The following is a 21,683-nucleotide window of genomic DNA, read 5'->3' as shown; positions in this document are numbered from 1 at the left end:
TGAGCGAGTTCATGAGCGAGGGGCATCGCGAGCAGAAGACTTCAATAGTGCTGGTGTACCCGCAGGACGGCGACATGCTGAACGAATACGACGGGGTTGTCCGGGACGGGTGCTTGTACATTCGGGTTCGTTTGTCCGGGCCGGAAGGTAGCAGGCTAACCGTAAATGGACGAATAACTGAGCAGATGGATCGTAATTATTACGCAGAGATTGGATTGGACGGGTACCGGAATACGATCGAGATCGTCGACGAAGCAACGGGTTATTCCGAGCAAGCTACGGTGTATTGGTTGAGAAACGCCATGAACAAATACCGGCTGTCGGTAGACGACAACATCTGGTTTCTACGGGATATTGCTGCGAATAGTCACGTATACGAGTCGATATTCGACAATCCGTATTTGAATGTGTATAAACACCTACATGATACTTATGGGACTAAGGTGCATCTGAACTTATTTTATCGAACCGACGGTTTCGATCTGTCTCAGATGCCGGATAAGTACAAGCAGGAGTGGCAAGACCACTCGCATTGGCTGCGCTTGACGTTCCACGCTATGCAAGAGAATCCGGGAATGCCTTATAAGGATGCAGGGCCCGAGGTGATATTGCCGGACTGCGATCAGGTGACACGCGAGATTGTCCGGTTCGCCGGTGAGGAGCTTCTTGATTCCGCTACGACGATCCATTGGGGTGAGGCAACCCGCGAGGGGTGTGTGGCACTGCACCAATATGGGTTCCGTACGCTAGCGGGGTACTTTACATTTGCAGGGGAGAAGCCTTCGGTTTCCTACTATCTGGACCATTCGCGCGTCGAGCATCTGAATAATAGGGATTTCTGGAAGGATCACAGTACGGATCTTGTATTTGCCAAGATCGATCTGGTGCTGGACAGGACTAGACTGGAGGATGTTGTTCCATCGCTGGAGGACATTCGGGCGCGTGTACATGAAGCAGGTTTTCTGGAGCTGATGGTCCACGAGCAATATTTCTACCCAGACTACACGGCCTATCAGCCTGATTACAGGGAGAAGCTTGTGACGGCCGTGAAGTGGGCAACAGATAACGGCTACAGGCCTGCCTTCCTTAGCGAATGCTTGGAAGAATAACAGCGGACACTACAATCATAAAGCCCTACCGACGTCCCAGAAAGGGATGAAGCGGTAGGGCTTTACGGTTTGTTAAACCCTCTGGAGCGAACTGCTCTAGAGGGTTAAACGGGATTAGATGAACTTATCACTTGAATGCATCGAACGTTCGTTTCACGAGAACAATTCCTTGCTCGCGCGTCGTGTTGCCGAGCGGATCGATCTTGCCTTCGCCGATTCCGTTCATGATCTTATGGTTGACCGCGATATTCACAGCCTCGAGCGCCCAGGAAGTAATCAGATTCTCATCGCTGAATGACGATACTTGATTCGTTTGCAGCGTTGCAGCAGGTTTGGCGGCTCTTATTGCTCGTATGAGCATGACGCATATCTCTTGCCGGGTAATAGCCGTGTAAGGCGAGAATAAATTGTCGGATACACCTGTGACGATCCCTAGCTTATTCGCCTTCAGTACATCTGGTCTGGACGTATCTTGGAAAGGGTTGGGCGATACGGCACTCGCCTTATACCCGCTCAACGCTTCGTACAATTTGACTGCGATCCCGGCAAAGTGCTCGCGTGTGATCGGATCCTGATAACGGCCAAGCACAGCACTTGTCGTAAGAGACTGCACAATCGCCACCTTCACATCGGTCTTCGCCCAATCACTGGCCCCCTTCACCACTTCATCCAGCAATGCTTCGGCTGTTGCTGCATTACCCGATGCTCCATCCTGCGGATTTTCGGTCACAACCTTACCTTTCAGATCGGGAAATTTGACCCCATCTACCGGCTTAAGATCAGTAGCGCCTGTAATTATGCTTTTCGGTTTGTTATTATCGATTTGACTGATCACCGAGTCGCGAACGACCGAATCTATAATATCCAGATCGAATACTTTTCCACCCAGGGATGCTTTATTGACTACGAATACGGTATCTATTCCGGGTAGAACGTCATCCGGTAACTTGTATTTATCGATGACTGGGGTAACGGAATAGCCATAAAATGAGTTTTTTGTTTTACTCGTCGTTTTGTCTACAGTCGACATCGGGCCGAACACGGCACTGTTCTGCACGTTGAAATATTTGGTCCCCTCCGGTCCGACTCGCTTGATCAAATAGTTCGATTCCATGTTGGAGTTGTCGTTCCAGTTCAGCGTGACCGAGCCGTCATCGTTCGCTGTAGCTGTCAAATCGCTCACTTCACCTGGCTGCATGACCGGGAACGGGCCTGCTCTTGCTTGTGGATAACTATCACCACCGATGAATGGCGAGTACTTGGCTCGAATTCGAAATAATGCTGTCGTTACAGTAGGATCAATCGGAAGGCGGAAGTAGCCGGAACTATCTTTATCCTGAAGATCAAGAACGGCAATCCAGTTCAGTCCATTGTCGGTGGAATAGTCAACTTTTACATTCGAAATATTCGTGGATATGGCCCGGTCATCCGAATAGGTGTAAAAAATTTCGGTTCCGCCGATCAGATAAGGGTTACCGTCTCCATGAATAGTGAATGAATGAATACTGACATCCGCATACGTGTTCGGCAATGGCAGTGTGACGAGAAGCAGCGAGACGATAGCTGTGAAAAGTGCGAACGTTCTCCGATATAGCTTCAAACTAATTCCTCCCTATCTCTAGTAATATAATGATATTCGACTAAATTCGATTAGATTACAGTGATCACAAACGTATCAGATGTAGGTGGATTGGCACGAATGATACAAGAGGACATCGATTGAACGCCTTATTTGCGGAAAATGATTTCGAAGCTTGGGATGATCGACACGGAACCGAACGAGCACAGAATGAATAAGATCAATCCTACCTTCACAGACATTCAGAACAAAATCACCTCACTCCTCATTCAAGGAAAAACGAATCCCGAAATTGCCAAGCATCTGTTCCTGAGTGAAGTGACGGTCAAAAAACATTTGTCAGCCATGTTCCTCAAGCTCGGTGTCAAGAACCGAACGCAGTTGGTGCAACTGATGATGCAACATGAATAGCTGACTTCCCTCATCCGAATGTATACGCATTCATATAAGACATGTATAATAGATAGACTCTATTAGAAAAGGTTGCTGCTAGCATGAGGGGATGGCCATGGGTGCGGATGTTACGGATGTCGGGTGTTTCATTTAAGCGCAAATTGCTGCTGTACTCCATATTTCTGAGTATTTTCCCGGTATTGACCGTCGGTCTGTTGTCATCCTATATGGCGTCGCGAAGCATCCAGTCTGAAGTGGACAAAAATCATCAATTCATGCTTAACCAGATGCAGGTCCAGTTGAATCAATTCACGAACAGCCTGAACATGGCGTCAATCTATATCGCAACTAACATTTCGGTTGAAAAATCCGTGCAAGGTGGTCCGGGTATTGAGAATTTATCCGAATCGTTGGAAATGAACGAGACGATCCGCCGCATACGCAGTACTTCGCCTGTCAAGTATAATGTCTCGATCTTGTACAAACGGTTCAACAATTTCATATATTCCAACGAATACGATCCGGGCTCCTACTCGCAGATTGGACTATTTACGATACTGGATAAAATGAAGCCGACCTCGAATCAATCCTTTTTCGTACCGGCCACCATGTTCGATGACCAACCGAATTTGCTGTTGTATCGGCCGATTCCCATCTCCAGCAATTATACAGAAGGTGTACTGGTGCTCCAGGTTTCGCCGGACAATATTATGAAGTTCATCGGATCATTGGAACATGGGCAAGGGACTCGCATTCTCGTTGCCGATAAGAACAACCGAGTCATTATTAGCTCGAAGCGTGATGAGATGGGCAAGCGGCTGGATGCAATCGTATCTCCGAGCTTGATGTCCGATGAACAGCAGGGACGTCCGCAGACGATGGATATTGGTGACATTTCTTATAAGCTGCACTCGCAAAAATCATCAGATACCGATTGGACTTACATTGCGATGACCCCCATGGCAGAGTTAACTTCCCAATCCGCACGAATCAAGCTTACAACCTGGATTATCGGCGGGTTGCTCGCCCTGATCTGGACGCTAGTTGCAACCATTGGCTCGGAACGAATGTATTTTCCGATTCAGCGGCTGTTCGACAAAGTCATTCCGCTGGACAAGGGCGGGAAATCTCGGGGAGATGGGCTCGCTGCACTAGACGCTTATATGATGCAGCTCGTGGACACGAACCGCAAGCTTCATGACCGACTGAACGAACAGTTCCCTTACTTGAAGCAGGGCGTCTTCCAGCAGTTGCTCCGGGGAGAGTTGAACGAGCAGGAGTTCCTGCAGGCGGCAGATAAAGTGAATATGCGTTTGCACGGCTCACATGTATTCGTCTGTGTCGCTGAGGCCGATGACATTCCAGCCTTTCACCGCACTTATCAGGACAACGACCGGGCACTGATCCATTATGCATTGCTGAAGATGATGGAGGAAACGTTCCACATCTTCCCTGATTGCACCGGGTTTACATCGAAGTCAGGCCAGATTGTGCTGCTGATCGGTACCGACGATACGGGGGCGGAATGCCGGGATCGGCTGCAGCAATGCGCGGATGAGTTGCGTAGCAATGCGAAGCAGTACTTTCGCTTCCCGGTGAGTGTAGCTATTGGCAATCCACTCCCTGGTTATGCCGCCATCGGACGCGGATATGAGGAGGCGGTCGCTCTACTCAGCCATCGACTCGTGATGGGCGACGATATTACAATTACCGCCGACAGAGCCGATGAAGGCTTGCTGCGTTCCAGTCGACAAATGGTGGAGCGGCAGAAGCAGATCGTGTTCCATGTTGTACACGGTAACCTGGAAGAATCAGAGGTGCTACTCGCCCAGCTGGTCGCTGAGCTACCCAAGACTCAACTCAAGCCAGAGACGGCACGCGGCCTGTTCTCCTACATGCTGGGTGAGCTAGATTATATGTTGCAACAGGCAGGGTGTGACATTCAGCAGGTAACGAATGAAGATAAGCATGAGCGGCTCTATCGGATGCGCTCCCTCTCGGAGCTGGAACGATGGTTGGTCCAAGAGCTGTTCCCGGCGGTGAAGGCGCAGTTGCAGAAAGACGTGGTATCGAAGCAAGCCCGTACCGTTCAACAAGTGACCCAGTTCGTACAGGAGCGGATTCAGGACGAGCTGTCGCTGCAGATGGTTGCCGATCATTTCAAGTTATCCGTGTCGTATTTAAGTAAAATATTCAAGGAAGAGTCAGGGCGCACGTTCAGCGAATTCGTGCTAGAGCTGAAGATGACGAAAGCGAAGCAATGGCTGGAACATACGGAAACGCCGATCAAGGAAATATCGGATCGCCTGGGCTACTCCAGCGTGCAAAACTTCAATCGGACGTTCAAGACGTGGTTCAACGTTCCGCCCGGTGAGTTCCGCAAGTGGAAGCGGGAGAGTGGATGATATGGTTTTGCGGTTGATGCGCTGTAGTCTAAAGAGATGAGGAACCCAAAGCTGTTCCGGACGTGTGTATCGGCTCCAGCCGTTGTTGAAATCGTGTTCCTTGATTTGATGTTGGTTGGAACACGATTTCAAAGACGGCACGTAAACTTTTCCGCCAGAGCCACACGCCCTCCACTAAGGGTTTCTCATGGAACTAGACCGCGCCTCAAGCGCGGTTGTTTTTATTGTGTAAGTAAAGGTTCACTCTGGAGCTGTCAGACGATTTTTTCGTCTTCCAGCTCCTTAGAGGAGTGGAGAGTGAAAAAGAGGACCCTGGCGAGTTTTGGCTTGAACCTCCATACCGCAAAATCCCTTATACAATCAAAGGAGGTTCAAACAAGATGTCTGAGCGGAAAGGGTCCTTTTTCACTTGGAACGACCGTTTGTGCTTCAAGCCTTTTTTTCCGCCTTCCAGCTTTATCATCCTTTATGATTCAACTTATCTTTACTTGTGATGTCAAATTCCACGCAGAAGAGTATTGAATGTCAGCGCGAATGAGAGCAAACTGAGGGCAGGAAACCAAATACTTGTAAGGGGATGAGAACAGTGAACAGTCATTCAACTAACTCAACACCGCCTGAAGCTCTGTCTGTGTGCCGAACTTTAAGATTAGACCAAGTACAAGAAACGGATTTGTCCCGCCGCATGTATCGGGTGCTGCTGCGCTGGATTCGCTACGCGGATCAGCAGTATGCCGAGTGGCCGGAGCGTCCGAACTGTGGGCATTTCTTCGGCGGCTCGTATTGGTACGAGCTGGAAACCGCCTATACGGCGTTGGTGTATGCGGTGGCGGGCAAGCTCGGTGACTATGACGAGTCACTCACTGGCCTGCCGCGTGAAGTGATGGTGGAGAGAGCGATCAAGTCACTGCGTTACTTGTGCTATACACACGACACAGGGCCGGAGGAATGCGTGCGAACGGAAGGCCGCAACCCATACTGCAGCGGGCTGAAGTGGGGTGGACGCGGGGATGATTTCTTCCGTGCCAGCCAGACAGGCACGTCGATCAATGCGATCGGCTATACAGCTTGGCTGCTGTGGGACGAGTTGGACGTGGAAACACAGGGGATGATCGAGAACGTGCTCGTCTATTATGCGGACCGGTGGTCGTTCGACGAAGAGCCGAGGAATGGCGTTTACTTCAATACACAGTGCGAGGAGAATGCCTGGACAGCGGCTGGCATCGGTGCGGCAGCAGCGCTCTTCCCGGAGCATCCCCGCAATCCGAAGTGGAAGGAAGCCGCAGAGCGCTGGGCGATCAATTCGGTCAGCACGGTGAAGGATCAGATACTGCGTAGACCAGCTGTATCGACGACGACGTTTCACCCGGACTTCACGTCGGAGAATCACGCCTTTGTCCATCCATCCTACATGTTCGCTGGCATCTCGCTAAGAGGGTTCTATGCCTTGCTCTTATTAATGGGAGGTGAGCCGATCCCGGAAGCGCTAACGCTGAACAACGTACCGATGTATGAGCGTACGATCAAGCAATGGAGCTTGCTGGACGGCTACCCCGTCCCGATCCAAGGGCAGGACTGGTGGTACAATCGGCAGCACGAGGCGCTAACTGGACACGCATTCATGAACGTGCTGCATCAGGACGCCGACGCGGCGCTGCTTGAGCGGAGGGCGCTGGACTATATCGAGCACATTCAGGCCAGCAATACGAGAGGTTGTATGCTGGAAGAGAATGGTGAAGAATGCATCGTTGTGGCCTCTAGCTTCCAGACTGCTGTAGATATGGAATTTGCCTCCGCACACAGTGTGCTAACAGCATATTTGCTTCATGTGTTCGGTGGACCTGGTGCTGTACCGACGGAGCCGGATCAATATCAAAGTAAAGTGAACGGGGTTCACTATTATCCGCACGGTGGTCTCATCACTCATAGGACGGATAATACGTTCTCCTCCTTCAGCTGGCGCAGCCATGTGATGGCGTTGACGCTGCCTCAGGATTCGATGTGGAGTGTTACACCGCTGTACACGAGCTATACAGGCGATGTGGAGTTCGCCGGAGTCACGCCAAGCAGCGCAAGTAACGAATCGGTCGCGATCGATACAGTCAGCCAGAACGTGCAGCAGTTCGAAGACGGCTTCGGTGTTACAGTCGAAATCGCTCGCGGCGCCAACGGTCAGCTCATGCAGAGGGTCGGCTTCGTATCTTTGCCTGACGGCCGCAGCGTATATGCCGAACATATCGGGATTATGGAGCCGTGTCATGTAGCGAGGCTGTCGACTGGTGTGATCGGCATTCGCAATGAGCGATATTCGGCATTACCTAGACTCGCATCAGGCCATAAGTCACTCATTACTCCAGACGGAACAAGACAGTACCCTGGATTTTATGGCAAAGAACCGAACAAGAAAGAACGGTTTGAGCCAGGTGCGTATGTGAATGTGAATAACGATATCGGATACGTAACATTTGGGTCCGCAGGTATGGTGTATTTGAACCAACACGAATATCCGAAGTGGAAGGGCGTTGAAGATGTGCTGACGCTGAATGAGCGTACACAGCTGCGCTTCGATGCTCCGACGGAGCTGCCGGCCTTCGTAGCGTTGACATTGCCGAACAGCACAGCGGAACAGACCGCTGCAATTGCTGAACAGACGGCGCTGCTCGAGGTGGATGCGGAACGTTGCACAGTTCTGGAGACAGCAGGGTATCTCATCTGCATTCACACCGGCAGTGAAACTGCCCGTTACACGGCAGTCGGCAAGCGCGCAGGCACAAGCTCTAACGAACAATCAACGGCTATACAGCTGTTCGAGGGCAGGCAACAGGTGACAGCTGATCTTACGATTCGCTACGGTCAAGCCGCTCCCGGAGCTGCGGGTTACAAGTCATGCCGTTATGAATTGCAGCTCTCCCCACAATGTGCGACTGCGTTGTCCGAGACTGGTGAGGGAGCACTGGAAATCGTCCTATCGGATGAACAATTATTTGTGCATAACGCGACTAACATCGACCTACGCTTTACCATGACAGATCGACATACGACCCATGGGAAAACGATCGATCTAGCTGTTGGTGCAACTCGATTCATTACGCTGTAGTGTTGCAGCATTCGTTATCCTGACTTATGAAATCGATTATCTTTATTTGTTATCGGTCATCCAAACAAATGAGAATTGCCCATAATAGTCAAGGGCCAGCACAATAGAAGCAGGGGGATACCCGACAAACAATATAGAGGAGAGTGTGTCGATGATTAAGAAGAAAACGGTTGCATCCGTATTCGCCGTAACATTGTTGGCGACAAGCGTGCTCGCTGGTTGCGGCAAGGATGAGAAGGCAGCTACTGGAGGAGCAACCCAAGGACCGAAAAACCTTAGTATCCTGTTGTCCCACTCCAATGCGAAGTACGCTATGCAGGTCAAGGATGACGATAAGTATGTGAAGGAATTGTCGAAGCAGTCCGGCACGAATCTCAAGTTCGAGTTTCTGGGACATGGGAACGATTTCACACAGCAGTTGACCGTACGGTTCGCGTCGGCCGACTTGCCCGATATGGTCCGTACCGACAGCATCAATTCTACCATGCATCCGGGTGCTGTCGACCAAGGGGTGTTCGAGGATTTGACCCCGCTAATCGAGAAATATGGACCGAACTTGAAGAAGAAAATTCCGGCCGAAGCCTGGAACAGCCCGAAGGTCAGCAAAGATGGCAAAATATTCGGTATTCCAGCTCTCTCCGCGCTCCCGGCTTCACGAGTCGTCTACATCCGTCAAGACTGGTTGGACAAGCTTGGCATGCAGCAGCCTAAGACGCCGGACGATTACTTGAAGTTTTTCGAAGCGGTGAAGAAGCAAGATATGAACGGCAACGGCGACCCGAACGATGAATACGGTTTTTATGTACGTGAGAACTTGATCTACTCGAACTTGTTCTTCAGTGAATTCGGTGCTGACCCGAACATGTGGTACTTGAAGAATGGGAAGCTCGAGCCGGGCATGATCCAGCCGGAAATCAAGGACGCGCTGAAGTTCTGGAAAAACCTGTATGACAAAGGCTACGTCAATCCGAACTTGTTCACGAACAAGGCTGCCGATTGGGAAGCGGGCATCAAGCAAGGTAAAGGCGGTGTTTGGCTTCATGATGTTACGAACTACAATACAAACTGGGGCATACCCGAATTTTATGTGAATGAGAAGAACGCCAAAGTTTCGATGATCGAATCCCCACAAGGGACTAAAGGCAAAGGGATCTCAGCGCAAGGCGATCAAATCTACTTCGTCTGGGTGATGCCAGCCAAGAACAAAAATGCGATCGAAGCGATTAAGTTCCTGAATTGGGCCTGGTCAGACGAAGCAGACGATTTCTTCGCCATGGGAATCAAGGATAACAACTACACCGTTGACAATGGAAAAGCCAAGTGGGATATGAATGCACCAGCGAACAAAGACAATGATGCTTCCGTATTTTATCAACTGTCGATTAACCCTCGCGGTGACGGCCGGATGATGCCGCGAGTGCTGGATGTTGCTCCGAGCTCCGATATTTTGAAAGCCGGGGTCAAGACAGCAGATAAGAACGTGGTCAAGAATGATGCGCTTCACATGCCTACGCTAGAGAGTTTGAAAACAAAACCTGAGCTTGTCCCTGGGACGAATGCAGGTACGCTGTTCCTTGATATGTTCGCCAAAGTCGTGACCGGCAAGGAAGATGCCGATTCCGCTTTCGACAAGTTCGTAACGGAATGGAAGCGTCGCGGTGGTGAAGATATTATTAAAGAAGCGACTACATGGTATAACGGATTTCACAAAAAATAAACGGCCTGATTGAATGGAAGCATGCGCCTCTACCGGGTCAGATCGATCTGGTGGAGGCCATTTCAGTTGTATACGCCAATCGCACCAGTTGAAAGGAAGGGAGTTCAATCATGCTTAACAAAATAAAATCAAACGATATGTTGCTGCTCTGGTTGATTGCGCTGCCCGGTATTTTACACTTCATCCTTTTCCGATACGTTCCGATGCTGGGCAATGTGATCGCTTTTCAAGACTATAACATTTTCTCAGGGTTCTCCGGGAGCAAGTGGGTCGGGCTCAAACACTTCGAGAATATGTTCACATACGCGGAGTTTTACAAAATATTAGCCAATACGATGTTGTTAAGCTTGTACTCGCTCCTATTCGGGTTTCCGGCTCCGCTCATTCTCGCTCTTCTGTTGAACGAAATCGGGAAAGTTTGGTTCAAGCGTTGGGTGCAGACGTTGCTGTACTTGCCTCATTTTCTGTCGTGGGTCATCGTCGGGAGTATTTTCATCAATATGCTGACAGCAGACGGATTCCTGCACATGCTGCTTGGGTGGACCGGCTTGCCCAATACCGATTATTTGACCCAGGCGGAATACTTCCGAAGCATTATTGTTAGTATGGGGATATGGAAGGAAATGGGCTGGGGCATGATCATCTACTTGGCGGCCTTGTCCGGTATTAATCCGAGCTTGTACGAAGCGGCGATGGTCGATGGGGCAGGCCGGTTCCGACAAATGTGGTCCATTACGCTGCCTTCTCTCGTTCCGGCGATTGTGGTGTTGTTCCTGCTGCGTGTCGGCCACGTGCTCGATTCCAATGTGGAGCAAGTGCTGATCATGTTGAACCCGCTCGTTCGTGACGTTGGAGAAGTGATCGATACGTATGTGTACCGGGTAGGCTTGCTTAGCTCACAGTTCAGCCTGACAACAGCGATTGGGATGTTCAAATCGTTGGTGGGCCTCATTCTAGTAGTAGGACTGAACTCACTCAGCCGCAAGACAACTGGGGAAAGTATATACTGATCACATTGACTTCATGAGAAGGAAAGGGGGAGACCTGATGCTTAGAAGGAAAAAAATGCAGCTGTTTCCTGCGATTAACGGACTGTTCTTCGTCCTGTTGTGCTTGAGCATGATCGCACCGATTGTTCATCTGGCAGCCGTCTCGCTCAGTTCGCCGATCTACGCGAATACCAAACTTGTTAGCTTCTGGCCGAAAGGCTTCAACGTGGAAGTGTATAAAACCATTTTCGGTATGGGCAACATGTGGAACGCGATGGGGGTAAGTATAACGATAACGGTTGTAGGTACGTTGTTCGCGCTTGCGTTTACGTCTTCGCTGGCTTACTCGGTGTCCAGACCGAAGATGACGGGTCGGAAGTGGGTGTTGCGCGGCATCATTCTGACCTTCATATTCTCGGCGCCGCTTATTCCGAACTACTTGCTAATCCGTTCATTGGGTATGGAGAATACGCTGTGGGTACTTATGATTCCAGGTGCATTGAACGCGTTCAATGTCATCATTATGAAGACATTCTTCCAAGGGATCTCTGCCGAGATGTTCGAAGCTTCCAAGATTGACGGCTGCACCGAGCTAGGTACGTTCTGGCGCATTGCGATTCCGTTATCCGCTCCGGTATTTGCCACGATTGCGTTGTTTCACGCGGTCGGGCAATGGAATTCGTACTTCAGCGCGATGATCTTTATTCGGGATAAAGATCTTTTACCCCTGCAGGTGCTGTTGCGCAACTTGATTATGGAAGAACAGGCCAACCAGATGGCTTCGACGACCGAACTGGCCACGTTATTGACACCAGAGATGCTGAAGGCGGGCATTACGTTGTTCGCCACTGCACCCATTCTAATCGTGTACCCGTTCCTGCAAAAGTACTTCGTTAAAGGCGCGATGGTGGGGTCCTTGAAGGAATAGTCGTGAATGGCTTCGTATACAAGTCAAAGCCCTTCAAGCGGCGTAATGCTGCTGAAGGGCTAGTTGTATTCTTATTTTCCCGGAAGCCATACCCGGAATGTCGAGCCTTCAACTGGTGACGTATCCACCCGCAGAATCCCTCTATGCAGATCCACAATGGACTTGGTGATGGACAACCCTAACCCAGCACCCCCATACTTACGGGCTCGCGACGACTCCACTCGATAGAATCGATCGAATAGCTGGGGAAGGTCCTCATCCTGTATGCCCGGTCCGTTATCCTGAACCGACAGTTCAACGCCCAGGCCAGCTTGCTGCAGGGATATGGTGATCGAGCCCGATACCGCATCCGTATGTTGCACAGCGTTCTGGAACAAATTCAAGACAACCTGCTTCATTTTGTCCGAATCGAATGTGCACATAGCATTCTCCATCAGCTGGAACGTTACCGTTCGATCTCCCGCCAATAGCCGAAGCTGATCTCTCATCTCATGAATCACCACATCGAGATGTCCGGCCGTCAGCTCTATAACAGGGCTGCGGTCAAGACGGGCTAATAGCAACAAATCATTGACGAGCTTATTGATACGTTCTGATTCGCTGTACATGCTCTTCAACGCCCGCTCCAGCTGCAGCGGCTGATTCGCTGCACCGCGCAGTAGCACTTCCAGAAATCCGTGAATGGAAGTAAGCGGCGTGCGGAGCTCATGGGACGCGTCCGCGATAAATCGCCGCATCTTCTCATTCGACTCCTTCTCAGCCTGGAAGGACGCTTCCAGCCGTTCCAGCATGCCATTGAAAGATACAGACAAGCGGTCAATCTCGGACTGCCCTTGCTCAGCAGGAAACCGCTCTGCCAAGTTGCCTGCGTCGATCTGTTCGACGGTACGGACCATGTTCGATAACGGGACGAGCGTGCGCTTCAACACGGGAAAGAAAGCTAATAGTCCAAGAAGCATGGCAACCAGAGAAAGTCCGATGAATATGACGGTTTGGCTGATTAGAACGTCCTTAAGCGGTTGGGTACTCGTACTTACTTGAATCAATCCCCGAAGTTTACCTCGGTCCATGAACGGATGAAACACTAACAACTGCTCCTGTCGGGAAGAGTCCCGTACGACTCGATAGATCGTCTTATCGGGACGCGGCTTAGCCTGCAGAAGCGCTTTATACTCCTCCGTGTCCAACTTAGGAACGGTCATGTCCGCTGTTTCCAACAATACCGTGATGGCGCCGTTGTCATCGATGAAGGCAAGAGTCGTCTCTCCGGGAAATGGCGAAGACCGATCCGGTCCGCCTCTACCGCTAATCCCGTTAATACTGAGGAATAGTTCGCGTGGGGTGGCATTGGCCTGACTGTGCAAGCTCTCAGCTTTGTTCTCATACAGAAAATGCTTCATCAACACATATTGTAACAGCCCAATGACCATTAGAATAATGCACAGTATGACAAGCGAACGCGATAACAGCTGGAACCGCAGCGAGTTCGGGAATACAAAGCGACCAATGGCGTATTTGCGTACCCGCCCGGTCATGGCAAATCGACTCGGTATCCCGATCCACGCAGAGTGCGAATTAAACGGTGTTCCCGATCGCCCAGCTTTTCTCTCAATGAACGAACGTACACCTCGACAATATTGTCATCTCCCACAAAATCGTACCCCCACACTTTATCCAATATCATCGGTTTGCTTAAGACGAGCCCGTGGTTGATGACCATAAATTTCAGCAGCTCGTATTCCGTCGGCGATAAATCTAGTACGTTGTTGTCCAGACTGATCTCCTTCCGTCGGTCATCCAGGAGGAACGGACCGTATGTAACCTCTCCGAGTAGGTTCGGAAATTGATTACGTAGACGTGCATGAATCCGGGCTAATAGTTCTTCGAAGCTGAATGGCTTAATCATGTAATCATCGGCGCCAAGCGTAAGCCCTTTGATGCGGTCTTCGACTTCTTCCTTGGCGGTCAGCATAATGACAGCTACGTTCTCCGTCTTCTTGATCATGCGGCATACCTCGAAGCCGTCCATGCCGGGCATCATGACATCGAGAATCGCGATGTGCGGTTGAAATTGTTTGATCAGCGTAATGGCAGACATGCCATCTTGCGCAGTTTGAACTTCAAATCCTTCGTTCAACAGCCCAATCTCCAGAAACTGCAAGATGTTCGGCTCGTCGTCAACCAGGACGATTTTGATTCCTTTTATTTTCTGCATCCGATCCACTCCTGACTAAATGGTACCATTGTATCCTTGCCATTTCTATATTATCTGTTCTCAAGCTTAATAGCATCTGAATATTAGCTGAAAAGCGGCTGAATGATAGGCAATCAGCTAACTCTCAGCGGGCGTTCATGAAGGATTCAGCGTAAGTTCAGGGGACGCTCAGTTAACGGACGTATACTTCACCTTGTACATATGAGATCAGGAGGACCGACCATGTTCTGGAAACGTAGAAAAATGTGGACTTTAATCGCAGCGCTCCTCCTTGTATTCGGTGGGGGTGGCGGTTACTGGGCTTATAAGCAAAATAAGCCTTTATCGGCTTCCGCAGCGTCAACTGCGCAATCGACGTCCGTCGTGAAGAAGGGGGATATTCGGCAATCGGTATCGGGTACATCGCAATTCCAAGCCCAGAGTGTTCAGAATATTACTTCTCCCTCGAGTGGAACGATCAAGACGATGAACCTGACCCGCAGTCTTGCCGTGAAGAAGGGCGATGTGCTGATGGAAATATCCAACCCTACGTTGGATACGAACTTGCAGGACGCCGAAACCTCACTGAATAAGCTCAACCGTGACCTTGCGGATTTGGTGGATCAGCAAAGCCATTTGCGTATCAACGCACCCCTCACAGGTAAGCTGACGCTTGCAGGCAATATCGATGTTGGTTCCAATGTGAGCGTGAATACGAAGATCGGTACGATCGCAGACCCTTCGGTATTGACCGTGAAGCTTTCATTTCCGTTAACTGAGGTCATGCAACTGAAGAAGGGCGATCCGGTCGATCTGTCGGTGGCGGGTTATTTGTTGACGAAGACTGCATCAGTCGTTGCGCTTGGAACACAACCGAAGGTAGATGCCAGCGGCAATAAACTGATTGATGTGGAACTGAACGTAGAGAACGATGGATCGCTGGACACAGGTCTTCAGGTTTCCGGCAGCACACGAGTGAATGGGATTGAGGTCAAGTCGCCAGCTACTGCGGCTCTCGACTATATTCGTACGGTCAATGTGGTTGCGAAGGCTTCCGGCACGATTGCGGATCTGAATGTCAAGAATGGAGTTACGGTCAAGTCAGGTGATCTCCTTGTCGCCATCGAGAACAAATCACTTGCAGACAACATCGCCGACAAGCGAGTAGAAGTGACGAAACAGACGGTCAATGTGGAAGATTTGAAGAAGAAGATAGCGGACTTGACAGTCGTAGCCCCCTTTGACGGCGTATTCTCCTCGGACTTTGCCGATCAGAAGAAGAATGTGCTGACCAGCTATCCGGTAGGGGCCAAAGTGGAAGCATCCGTTAACTTCGGAGCGGTGGCCAGCATGAGTACGATGACGCTGCCGATTCAGGTGGATGAATTGGATCTGCCCTCCATCAAGCCAGGGCTGAAGGCGGAAGTTCGCGTCGATTCGCTTAATTCCAGAATGTTCGAAGCGGAAGTCGCTTCCGTATCCACGGTCGGGGTCACGACCAATGGGGTAACGTATTATGACGCGATTCTGACCGTGAAGAATACACAGGATCAGTTGAAGTACGGGATGACGGCTACGGCGGAGATCTTAATTCAGGATAAGAAGGATGCCTTACTCGTGCCGATACAGGCGCTTACCACTTCGCGAGGATCATCAACAGTCACAGTGGAGCTGCCGGATGGAACGGTGGAGAAGAATCGAACGGTCAAGATCGGGATCCGCAGCAAAACACAGGTTGAGATTACAGAAGGGTTGAAAGAAGGCGACAAAGTCGTGCTGCCTGTTACACAGAGGCAGACGAACGTGACGCAGCAGCAGATTGACCAGCTTCGCCAACAGTTCCAGAACGGAGCGGGCGGAGGCGGATTCCAACCGCCGGCAGGAGGATTTCAAGGCGGCGGAGGCAATGCGGGTGGTGCTTCCGGTGGGGCTGGTGGTGCAGGCGGCGGAGGCGGTGGTGGATCGACCGGCAGAGGAGGTTAATCAGGATGAACATGATCGAACTGAACAACATCAACAAAGTATACGGCCGGGGTTCGGAACAAGTTCAAATTCTGAGACAGGTGTCCCTGTCGATTAGGAGCGGTGAATTCGTTGCTATTGTAGGACCGAGCGGTTCAGGTAAATCTACGATGATGAATATGATCGGGTTGTTGGATTCGCCAACGGATGGCACCTATATCTTGGATGGCGTAGCGACCGAGAAACTGAATGACAGTCAGATGGCCGGTGTACGCAATCAGAAGATCGGATTCATTTTCCAACAGTTTAATTTGCTGCCCAGGCTTACCGCAATCGAGAATGTGGAACTGCCGCTCATCTATGCGGGAATGAGCAAGCGTGAGCGCAGAGAGCGAGCGGCAGATGTTCTCAGCTCACTAGGCATGTCGACCCGTATGGATCACAAGCCGAGCCAGTTGTCGGGTGGCCAGCAGCAGCGAGTTGCGATTGCCAGAGCCCTTGCCGTGTCACCTTCGCTGCTGCTTGCAGACGAACCGACAGGAGCACTGGACTCCAGGACAGGAGTCGAGGTGATGGAGCTCATCATGCAGTTGAACGAACTGGGGAATACGATTGTGCTCATTACCCACGACCTGCACATCGCCGAGCACGCCAAGCGGCTAATCTCAATCCGTGACGGCAAAATCGTAGAGGACAAACGAAATGCGTCCCCTGCACAAATACGCCAGGAGGTGCTGTCATGAAGGGCTTCGAGCTCATCACTATGGCGCTGCGTACCATTACGGCCAAGCCGCTGCGTACATTGCTTACGATGTTGGGGGTGATAATTGGAGTTGGCTCGGTTGTAACACTTGTGGCGATCGGACAAGGGACTTCGGCTCAGATCGAGAAGCAATACGAAGGGCTCGGCACGAACTTGATCGTCGTCAATCTGAATGGGAACGGTCGCGCCACCCAGCTGAATTATGACAATCTGATGCAGCTGGAGATATTGCCGGAATTCGACACAATCGCGCCAACCGTATCCAAGAGTGGAGCCAATGTCAAATATGAGCGTGAGTCCGATACGTTCACATTGACCGGAACGAATGACCGCTATATGTCGATGATGAAGGTGGATGTGGCCGAGGGTCGATTTCTCGTCCCGGCTGATCTGGATTTCCGCAATCAGGTTGCGGTCATTGGCAGCGAAGTGGCTACCACGCTATTCGGCGATATGGATCCGGTCGGGCAGGAGATCAACATAGACGGCATCGTCTACGAGATTGTCGGGAAGCTGAGGGAGAAAGGCTCCAATACAGGCGGAACTTCCGTAGATAGCTCGGTAGTGGTGCCTTTAACGACTGCGATGAGAGCGAACAAGCTGGGGAATATCCGGACAACGTATATCGAGGCTGCGACGAAGGAAGACGTTACTACCGCCCAGGAGACGATTACCAAATATTTAACGTATCAATTCAAAAGCGAGAATGGCTTTCGCATCACGAATCAGGATGAATTGATCAAGGCCAGGAAAGCAGCATCCAGTACCCTAACGAATCAACTGATCAGCGTTGCCTGCATATCGTTGCTTGTAGGCGGAATTGGGATCATGAACATCATGCTGGTCACAGTCAGCGAGCGGACGAGAGAGATTGGCATTCGCAAATCAATTGGAGCGAGACGCAGACATATTCTTATGCAGTTTCTTACGGAAGCTACTGTCATCAGCGGTCTTGGCGGGGTGTTGGGCCTATTGCTCGGGGTAGGCGCTGCCTTCCTCTGGCCCGTGTTGAATCCCCTGCAACCGACAGTCGTTTCGTTGAACATCGGCCTATATGCCTTGCTGTTCTCCGTGCTGGTCGGAGTCATATTCGGCTTATATCCAGCCAACCAGGCATCTCGATTGAAGCCCATCGACGCTTTGCGCTTTGATTAAACATCCAAGAATACAAAGAAGGAGGTAGTACAAGTTGCAACTTCAAGCTCTAGCGGTAACCAGTAGACGATTGCGCAGTAAAGCTTTCCTAATTGTTCTTGCGACGATGCTTCTCACCATGATATTGGCGCCTCTAACCAGCGCCGGCAAGGAAGGCGTCTACATTAGCGGCGATACTTACTATACATTAGAGCAAGTATCCTTCTCGTCGGGGACGGACACTTCCTTGCTGAAGTTCGTGCTCAGGCTGCACAATGGCAGCAATCAGGACGTCGATTTCAACTATTTTGGCGCTCGGGTGACGGACTCGCAAGGTCGTAGCTACTCGGCCACCCAAGTGAACAAACAGAATGCAAGAGTGCTACCAGGTACAGAACAGGATTTTCAATTCACAGCTAGAACGGCAAGCTCCACAAGAGTGGATGAGTTGAACATCACCTTGTTCGCCTGGGATTATGGCCGAACCAATTACATGAGGGATTTGGGATCGTTGTCCGTAGCGGCGGCGATTGCGGTAGGGGGCGTTACGGCGGCGGAAGCGACCGTAAGCTTGTCACAGGTCGATTCGGCCTTGTCGACGGACGCGACGGTTACATACCGAGCGGACCAGAGCTACATGGTGTATCAGGGGAATGGTTGGAGTATGTACACCGACCTCTCGATCACGAATCCGGGCAGCGCCGCCATATCGCTTCCTTCGGGGTTGAAATACAGATTAGCTAATCCTGAAGGTCAACAGTACGCGGCATCCGTCGTCCAAGGAGGCGATCAGCAGCTATTATCCGGAACTAGTCGGAAGCTGATCATTCAGACTGTATTGTCTAATGAAGTTCAAGCCGAGGACAATTGGACGCTGGAGCTGTATAAAGGAGATTCGACCGGCGAGTCACTACTTGGTACGATTGGGTTAAGCAAGAGCGGGATGTCGATCCCGATCGGAGCAGAAGAGACGCTAACCGGAACAGACGGGAAGAAGCTACTGACCGCCGTAGTGGAATCGGCAACGACTACTAAGCAGAACGATCAGGTGCTCGTTCAGACGACTGTACGAGTGAACAATCCAGGAACGCGTATGGTCACCATGCCGAACTTCACTGCTCAAGTCCAAATGAAGTCCGTAGATATGGCCGTCGAGGCATTGCAGTCCGGCACTGCACCGGTGTACTTGTCCCCCCAATCATCGACCGTATTCACCTACCTGGCTGTTCTTCCAAGCGGCATTTCGGCTAAGGAATTGCAGCTGGTGGTAGTCGATAAGAAGGAGAAGGATGCGGCTAATGCCGAGAAGCAGTTGCCTGTCCTGGTAGCGGACTTGGATCAGTCGACTGAGCAGAATGGCGTACTAGCCTCGAACTATCAGGTTGGGGATCCGCTGAAGCTGCAGTCGAGCAAGCTTGTGAGCGACAATCTGAGCACATCGCTGATGGAGTTCAATTTGTACAAGAACGATAACAATGGGTTCGAGACTGCAGTGACCAAGTTCAAGCTGACGAATCACGGGACTTCGACGATTGCCTTGCCGGTATGGGGCACAGAGCTGATAGGCGAAGACGGTCTTGTCTACTCGGGAAGCTTGATCAAGCCAGCTCTGCAGCAAGTGGCGCCGAACACCAGCTACATGATCACGTATACGTACTTGGTGCCTTCTGCCAAGCAGGAGCAAGCGTTCACGCTTCATGTGTATGATGGGACTACTGCTCCGTCAACGAAAATTACATTAGGTGCGTATCAACTGCATTTCCATCAGGATGAAGATAGCGGAATCCGCCAAGCGTTTCCTTATGAATTGAACATCAAGGATTCCAGTCTGTATTATGCCATCGTGAATAAATTGTTCATCTTCGAGTTCAAGGTCGATATGGATGTGCGGAAGCTGGAGCAGATGCTGAATGATGCGTCGACAGCGAAGCTGCAATTCGATATGGTTGATCTCCAGGATGAAGTGGTTTCAACGCAGACACTGGACTTTGAAGGATTGAAGAGCGGTTCCCAATCCGTCAAATTCACGAATGATTCGTCGACTCGATTCAGCGATACGTTCCGGGTGAAGATCTATGAACTTATCGAAACCGGAAGTGGCACCGTGAAGAGACTATTGGCTGATGTGCTGCCTAGAACCTAATGGGCTGGTATGACATTCAGCTAACTCTCAGCTGACATTTATCAGACTTTCAGGTACATTTAAGGTAGGATTCAGGTGACACGGCTATACTGCAATCACAAGGTAAAATAAACCAATTACAAGAGGAGCGATATAATGAAGATGATCAGCAAAAAAGTGCTAACGACTACGATAGCGGCTTCAGTAATACTAGGAGGCGGAGTGATCGGATTATTGCAGACGAGTGCTTTTGCCGACACCTCAACTTCCACCAAATCGACGGACGATGCAGCTGTGAAAGGGAAAGATGACGCTGGGCGAAAGAATGGTTTCGGCAAGGGTGGACATGGTCCTGAGGGCAACATGCGTGGAGGTTTCGGTGGTGGCAATCTGCTCAAGGAAACTGCTACTATTGTTGGAAGCGATGAGAAGACAGTATCCGATCAAGTCAAGGCTGGTCAAACGCTGCTCGATATAGCGAAGGCTGCCGGACTAACCGAAGACGCTTTCTTGCAGAAGCTGTCAGCCGAACAGACCAAATCGATCGATGCGGCACTGAGTGCAGGTAAAATCACGCAGGAGCAAGCGGACAAGCAGAAATCCGCATTGCAGGATCGGTTGAAGCAAGCGATATCGAACAAGCTTCCTGCTATGAAAGGCGGTCCAGGCAAACAAGGTGGAGCACCAGGACATGAAGGTCAAGGCGGACCAGGCAAATTCGGGGAGAAAGGAATGGGACTTGGCCTGTTGGGCAATGCCGACACATTAGCTTCTATTCTTGGCATGACCAAGGAAGAATTGAAGACTGCACAGTCCGCTGGCAAATCGCTGTCTGAGATTGCTCAGGAGAAAGGGATTTCAGAGGATGCGCTGATCAGCAAGCTGAAAGAAAGCATGACCGATCAACTGAAGAAGTTTGTGGAGAGCAAGCCGCAACAAAGACCGCAGCCGCAGCAAGGGCAACAACATCCTAACAATCAGAATCGTCAGCAAAAGCAAATGCCGGCACCATCATCGACTCCTGCAACTAATACTTAGAATAACTTCATCAATTGACCCACGAAACCCGTCGACAGACGGGTTTTTTGCTTTGCGAAAGTATATGTTTTTGGCGTGAACCGAAGGCTATCTCTTTTTTGTTTCTATGAAAGGTTTAAGCCCAAGTTAGTCGATGAAATCGACTAATTCCCGTGCTCGGGAATCGGACGTGAAATCCATACAAAACATACCTCTCTGATGTAAAGAAGAATAAGGAAGGGCAGATAGAGGGGGTGGAGAAGCGGTAGCGTCC

General features: G+C 50.6%; 15 protein-coding genes. 12 read left to right on the top strand and 3 right to left on the bottom strand.

From position 1 onward, the window contains the following. Positions 1 to 11 precede the first annotated feature (11 nt). A complete protein-coding gene (locus AC1DWB_RS10860) occupies positions 12 to 1,109 on the top strand; it encodes a hypothetical protein (RefSeq protein ID WP_477541073.1) in 1,098 nt (365 codons plus the stop codon). A 127-nt stretch (positions 1,110 to 1,236) separates the two neighbouring features. On the opposite strand, the gene AC1DWB_RS10855 is transcribed toward AC1DWB_RS10860, so the two are convergent. After that, positions 1,237 to 2,709, bottom strand: a complete 1,473-nt coding sequence (locus tag AC1DWB_RS10855; protein ID WP_477541072.1) for an S-layer homology domain-containing protein — start codon at positions 2,707 to 2,709, stop codon at positions 1,237 to 1,239. A 189-nt stretch (positions 2,710 to 2,898) separates the two neighbouring features. Here AC1DWB_RS10855 and AC1DWB_RS10850 point away from each other — a divergent pair, with 189 nt between their 5' ends. The 6 genes from AC1DWB_RS10850 to AC1DWB_RS10825 all read left to right on the top strand — a co-directional run bounded on the left by AC1DWB_RS10850 (position 2,899) and on the right by AC1DWB_RS10825 (position 12,217). Next, the gene (locus tag AC1DWB_RS10850) at positions 2,899 to 3,099 is read left to right on the top strand and encodes a response regulator transcription factor (RefSeq protein WP_477541071.1); all 201 of its coding nucleotides are present in this window, start codon (positions 2,899 to 2,901) and stop codon (positions 3,097 to 3,099) included. A gap of 107 nt (positions 3,100 to 3,206) precedes the next feature. Further along, positions 3,207 to 5,486 (top strand): helix-turn-helix domain-containing protein, encoded by a 2,280-nt coding sequence (locus AC1DWB_RS10845; protein ID WP_477541110.1) that lies wholly within the window; start codon positions 3,207 to 3,209, stop codon positions 5,484 to 5,486. A 586-nt stretch (positions 5,487 to 6,072) separates the two neighbouring features. Further along, complete coding sequence (locus tag AC1DWB_RS10840; protein ID WP_477541070.1) at positions 6,073 to 8,583, top strand: hypothetical protein; 2,511 nt, start codon at positions 6,073 to 6,075, stop codon at positions 8,581 to 8,583. Positions 8,584 to 8,734: 151 nt separating this feature from the next. Further along, a complete protein-coding gene (locus tag AC1DWB_RS10835; protein ID WP_477541069.1) occupies positions 8,735 to 10,300 on the top strand; it encodes a type 2 periplasmic-binding domain-containing protein in 1,566 nt (521 codons plus the stop codon). 110 nt (positions 10,301 to 10,410) lie between these two features. After that, positions 10,411 to 11,310, top strand: coding sequence for an ABC transporter permease (locus AC1DWB_RS10830; protein WP_477541068.1), 900 nt, complete (start codon positions 10,411 to 10,413; stop codon positions 11,308 to 11,310). A 37-nt stretch (positions 11,311 to 11,347) separates the two neighbouring features. After that, complete coding sequence (locus AC1DWB_RS10825; protein WP_477541067.1) at positions 11,348 to 12,217, top strand: carbohydrate ABC transporter permease; 870 nt, start codon at positions 11,348 to 11,350, stop codon at positions 12,215 to 12,217. A gap of 71 nt (positions 12,218 to 12,288) precedes the next feature. On the opposite strand, the gene AC1DWB_RS10820 is transcribed toward AC1DWB_RS10825, so the two are convergent. Together AC1DWB_RS10820 and AC1DWB_RS10815 are read right to left on the bottom strand one after the other, a co-directional pair. Further along, a complete protein-coding gene (locus tag AC1DWB_RS10820) occupies positions 12,289 to 13,752 on the bottom strand; it encodes a sensor histidine kinase (protein ID WP_477541066.1) in 1,464 nt (487 codons plus the stop codon). Beyond that, a complete protein-coding gene (locus AC1DWB_RS10815) occupies positions 13,749 to 14,432 on the bottom strand; it encodes a response regulator transcription factor (protein WP_477541065.1) in 684 nt (227 codons plus the stop codon). Before AC1DWB_RS10815 ends, AC1DWB_RS10820 begins: the two co-directional genes overlap by 4 nt. A gap of 222 nt (positions 14,433 to 14,654) precedes the next feature. Between AC1DWB_RS10815 and AC1DWB_RS10810 the strand changes: the two genes are divergently transcribed. The 5 genes from AC1DWB_RS10810 (at position 14,655) to AC1DWB_RS10790 (ending at position 21,430) form a co-directional block, all read left to right on the top strand. After that, on the top strand, positions 14,655 to 16,394 hold the full coding sequence (locus tag AC1DWB_RS10810) for a permuted SH3 domain-containing protein (RefSeq protein ID WP_477541064.1): 1,740 nt from the start codon (positions 14,655 to 14,657) through the stop codon (positions 16,392 to 16,394). A gap of 5 nt (positions 16,395 to 16,399) precedes the next feature. Next, positions 16,400 to 17,116, top strand: a complete 717-nt coding sequence (locus AC1DWB_RS10805; protein WP_477541063.1) for an ABC transporter ATP-binding protein — start codon at positions 16,400 to 16,402, stop codon at positions 17,114 to 17,116. Continuing rightward, a complete protein-coding gene (locus AC1DWB_RS10800; protein ID WP_477541062.1) occupies positions 17,113 to 18,291 on the top strand; it encodes an ABC transporter permease in 1,179 nt (392 codons plus the stop codon). Before AC1DWB_RS10805 ends, AC1DWB_RS10800 begins: the two co-directional genes overlap by 4 nt. A gap of 34 nt (positions 18,292 to 18,325) precedes the next feature. Next, positions 18,326 to 20,413 (top strand): hypothetical protein, encoded by a 2,088-nt coding sequence (locus tag AC1DWB_RS10795; RefSeq protein ID WP_477541061.1) that lies wholly within the window; start codon positions 18,326 to 18,328, stop codon positions 20,411 to 20,413. A gap of 135 nt (positions 20,414 to 20,548) precedes the next feature. Beyond that, on the top strand, positions 20,549 to 21,430 hold the full coding sequence (locus AC1DWB_RS10790; protein ID WP_477541060.1) for a hypothetical protein: 882 nt from the start codon (positions 20,549 to 20,551) through the stop codon (positions 21,428 to 21,430). Positions 21,431 to 21,683: the final 253 nt, after the last annotated feature.

The sequence above is a fragment of the Paenibacillus sp. P4_E11 genome (genome assembly GCF_056401635.1).
The sequence above is the reverse complement of the archived record's forward strand: the minus strand, read 5'-3'. Positions and strand labels throughout refer to the sequence as shown.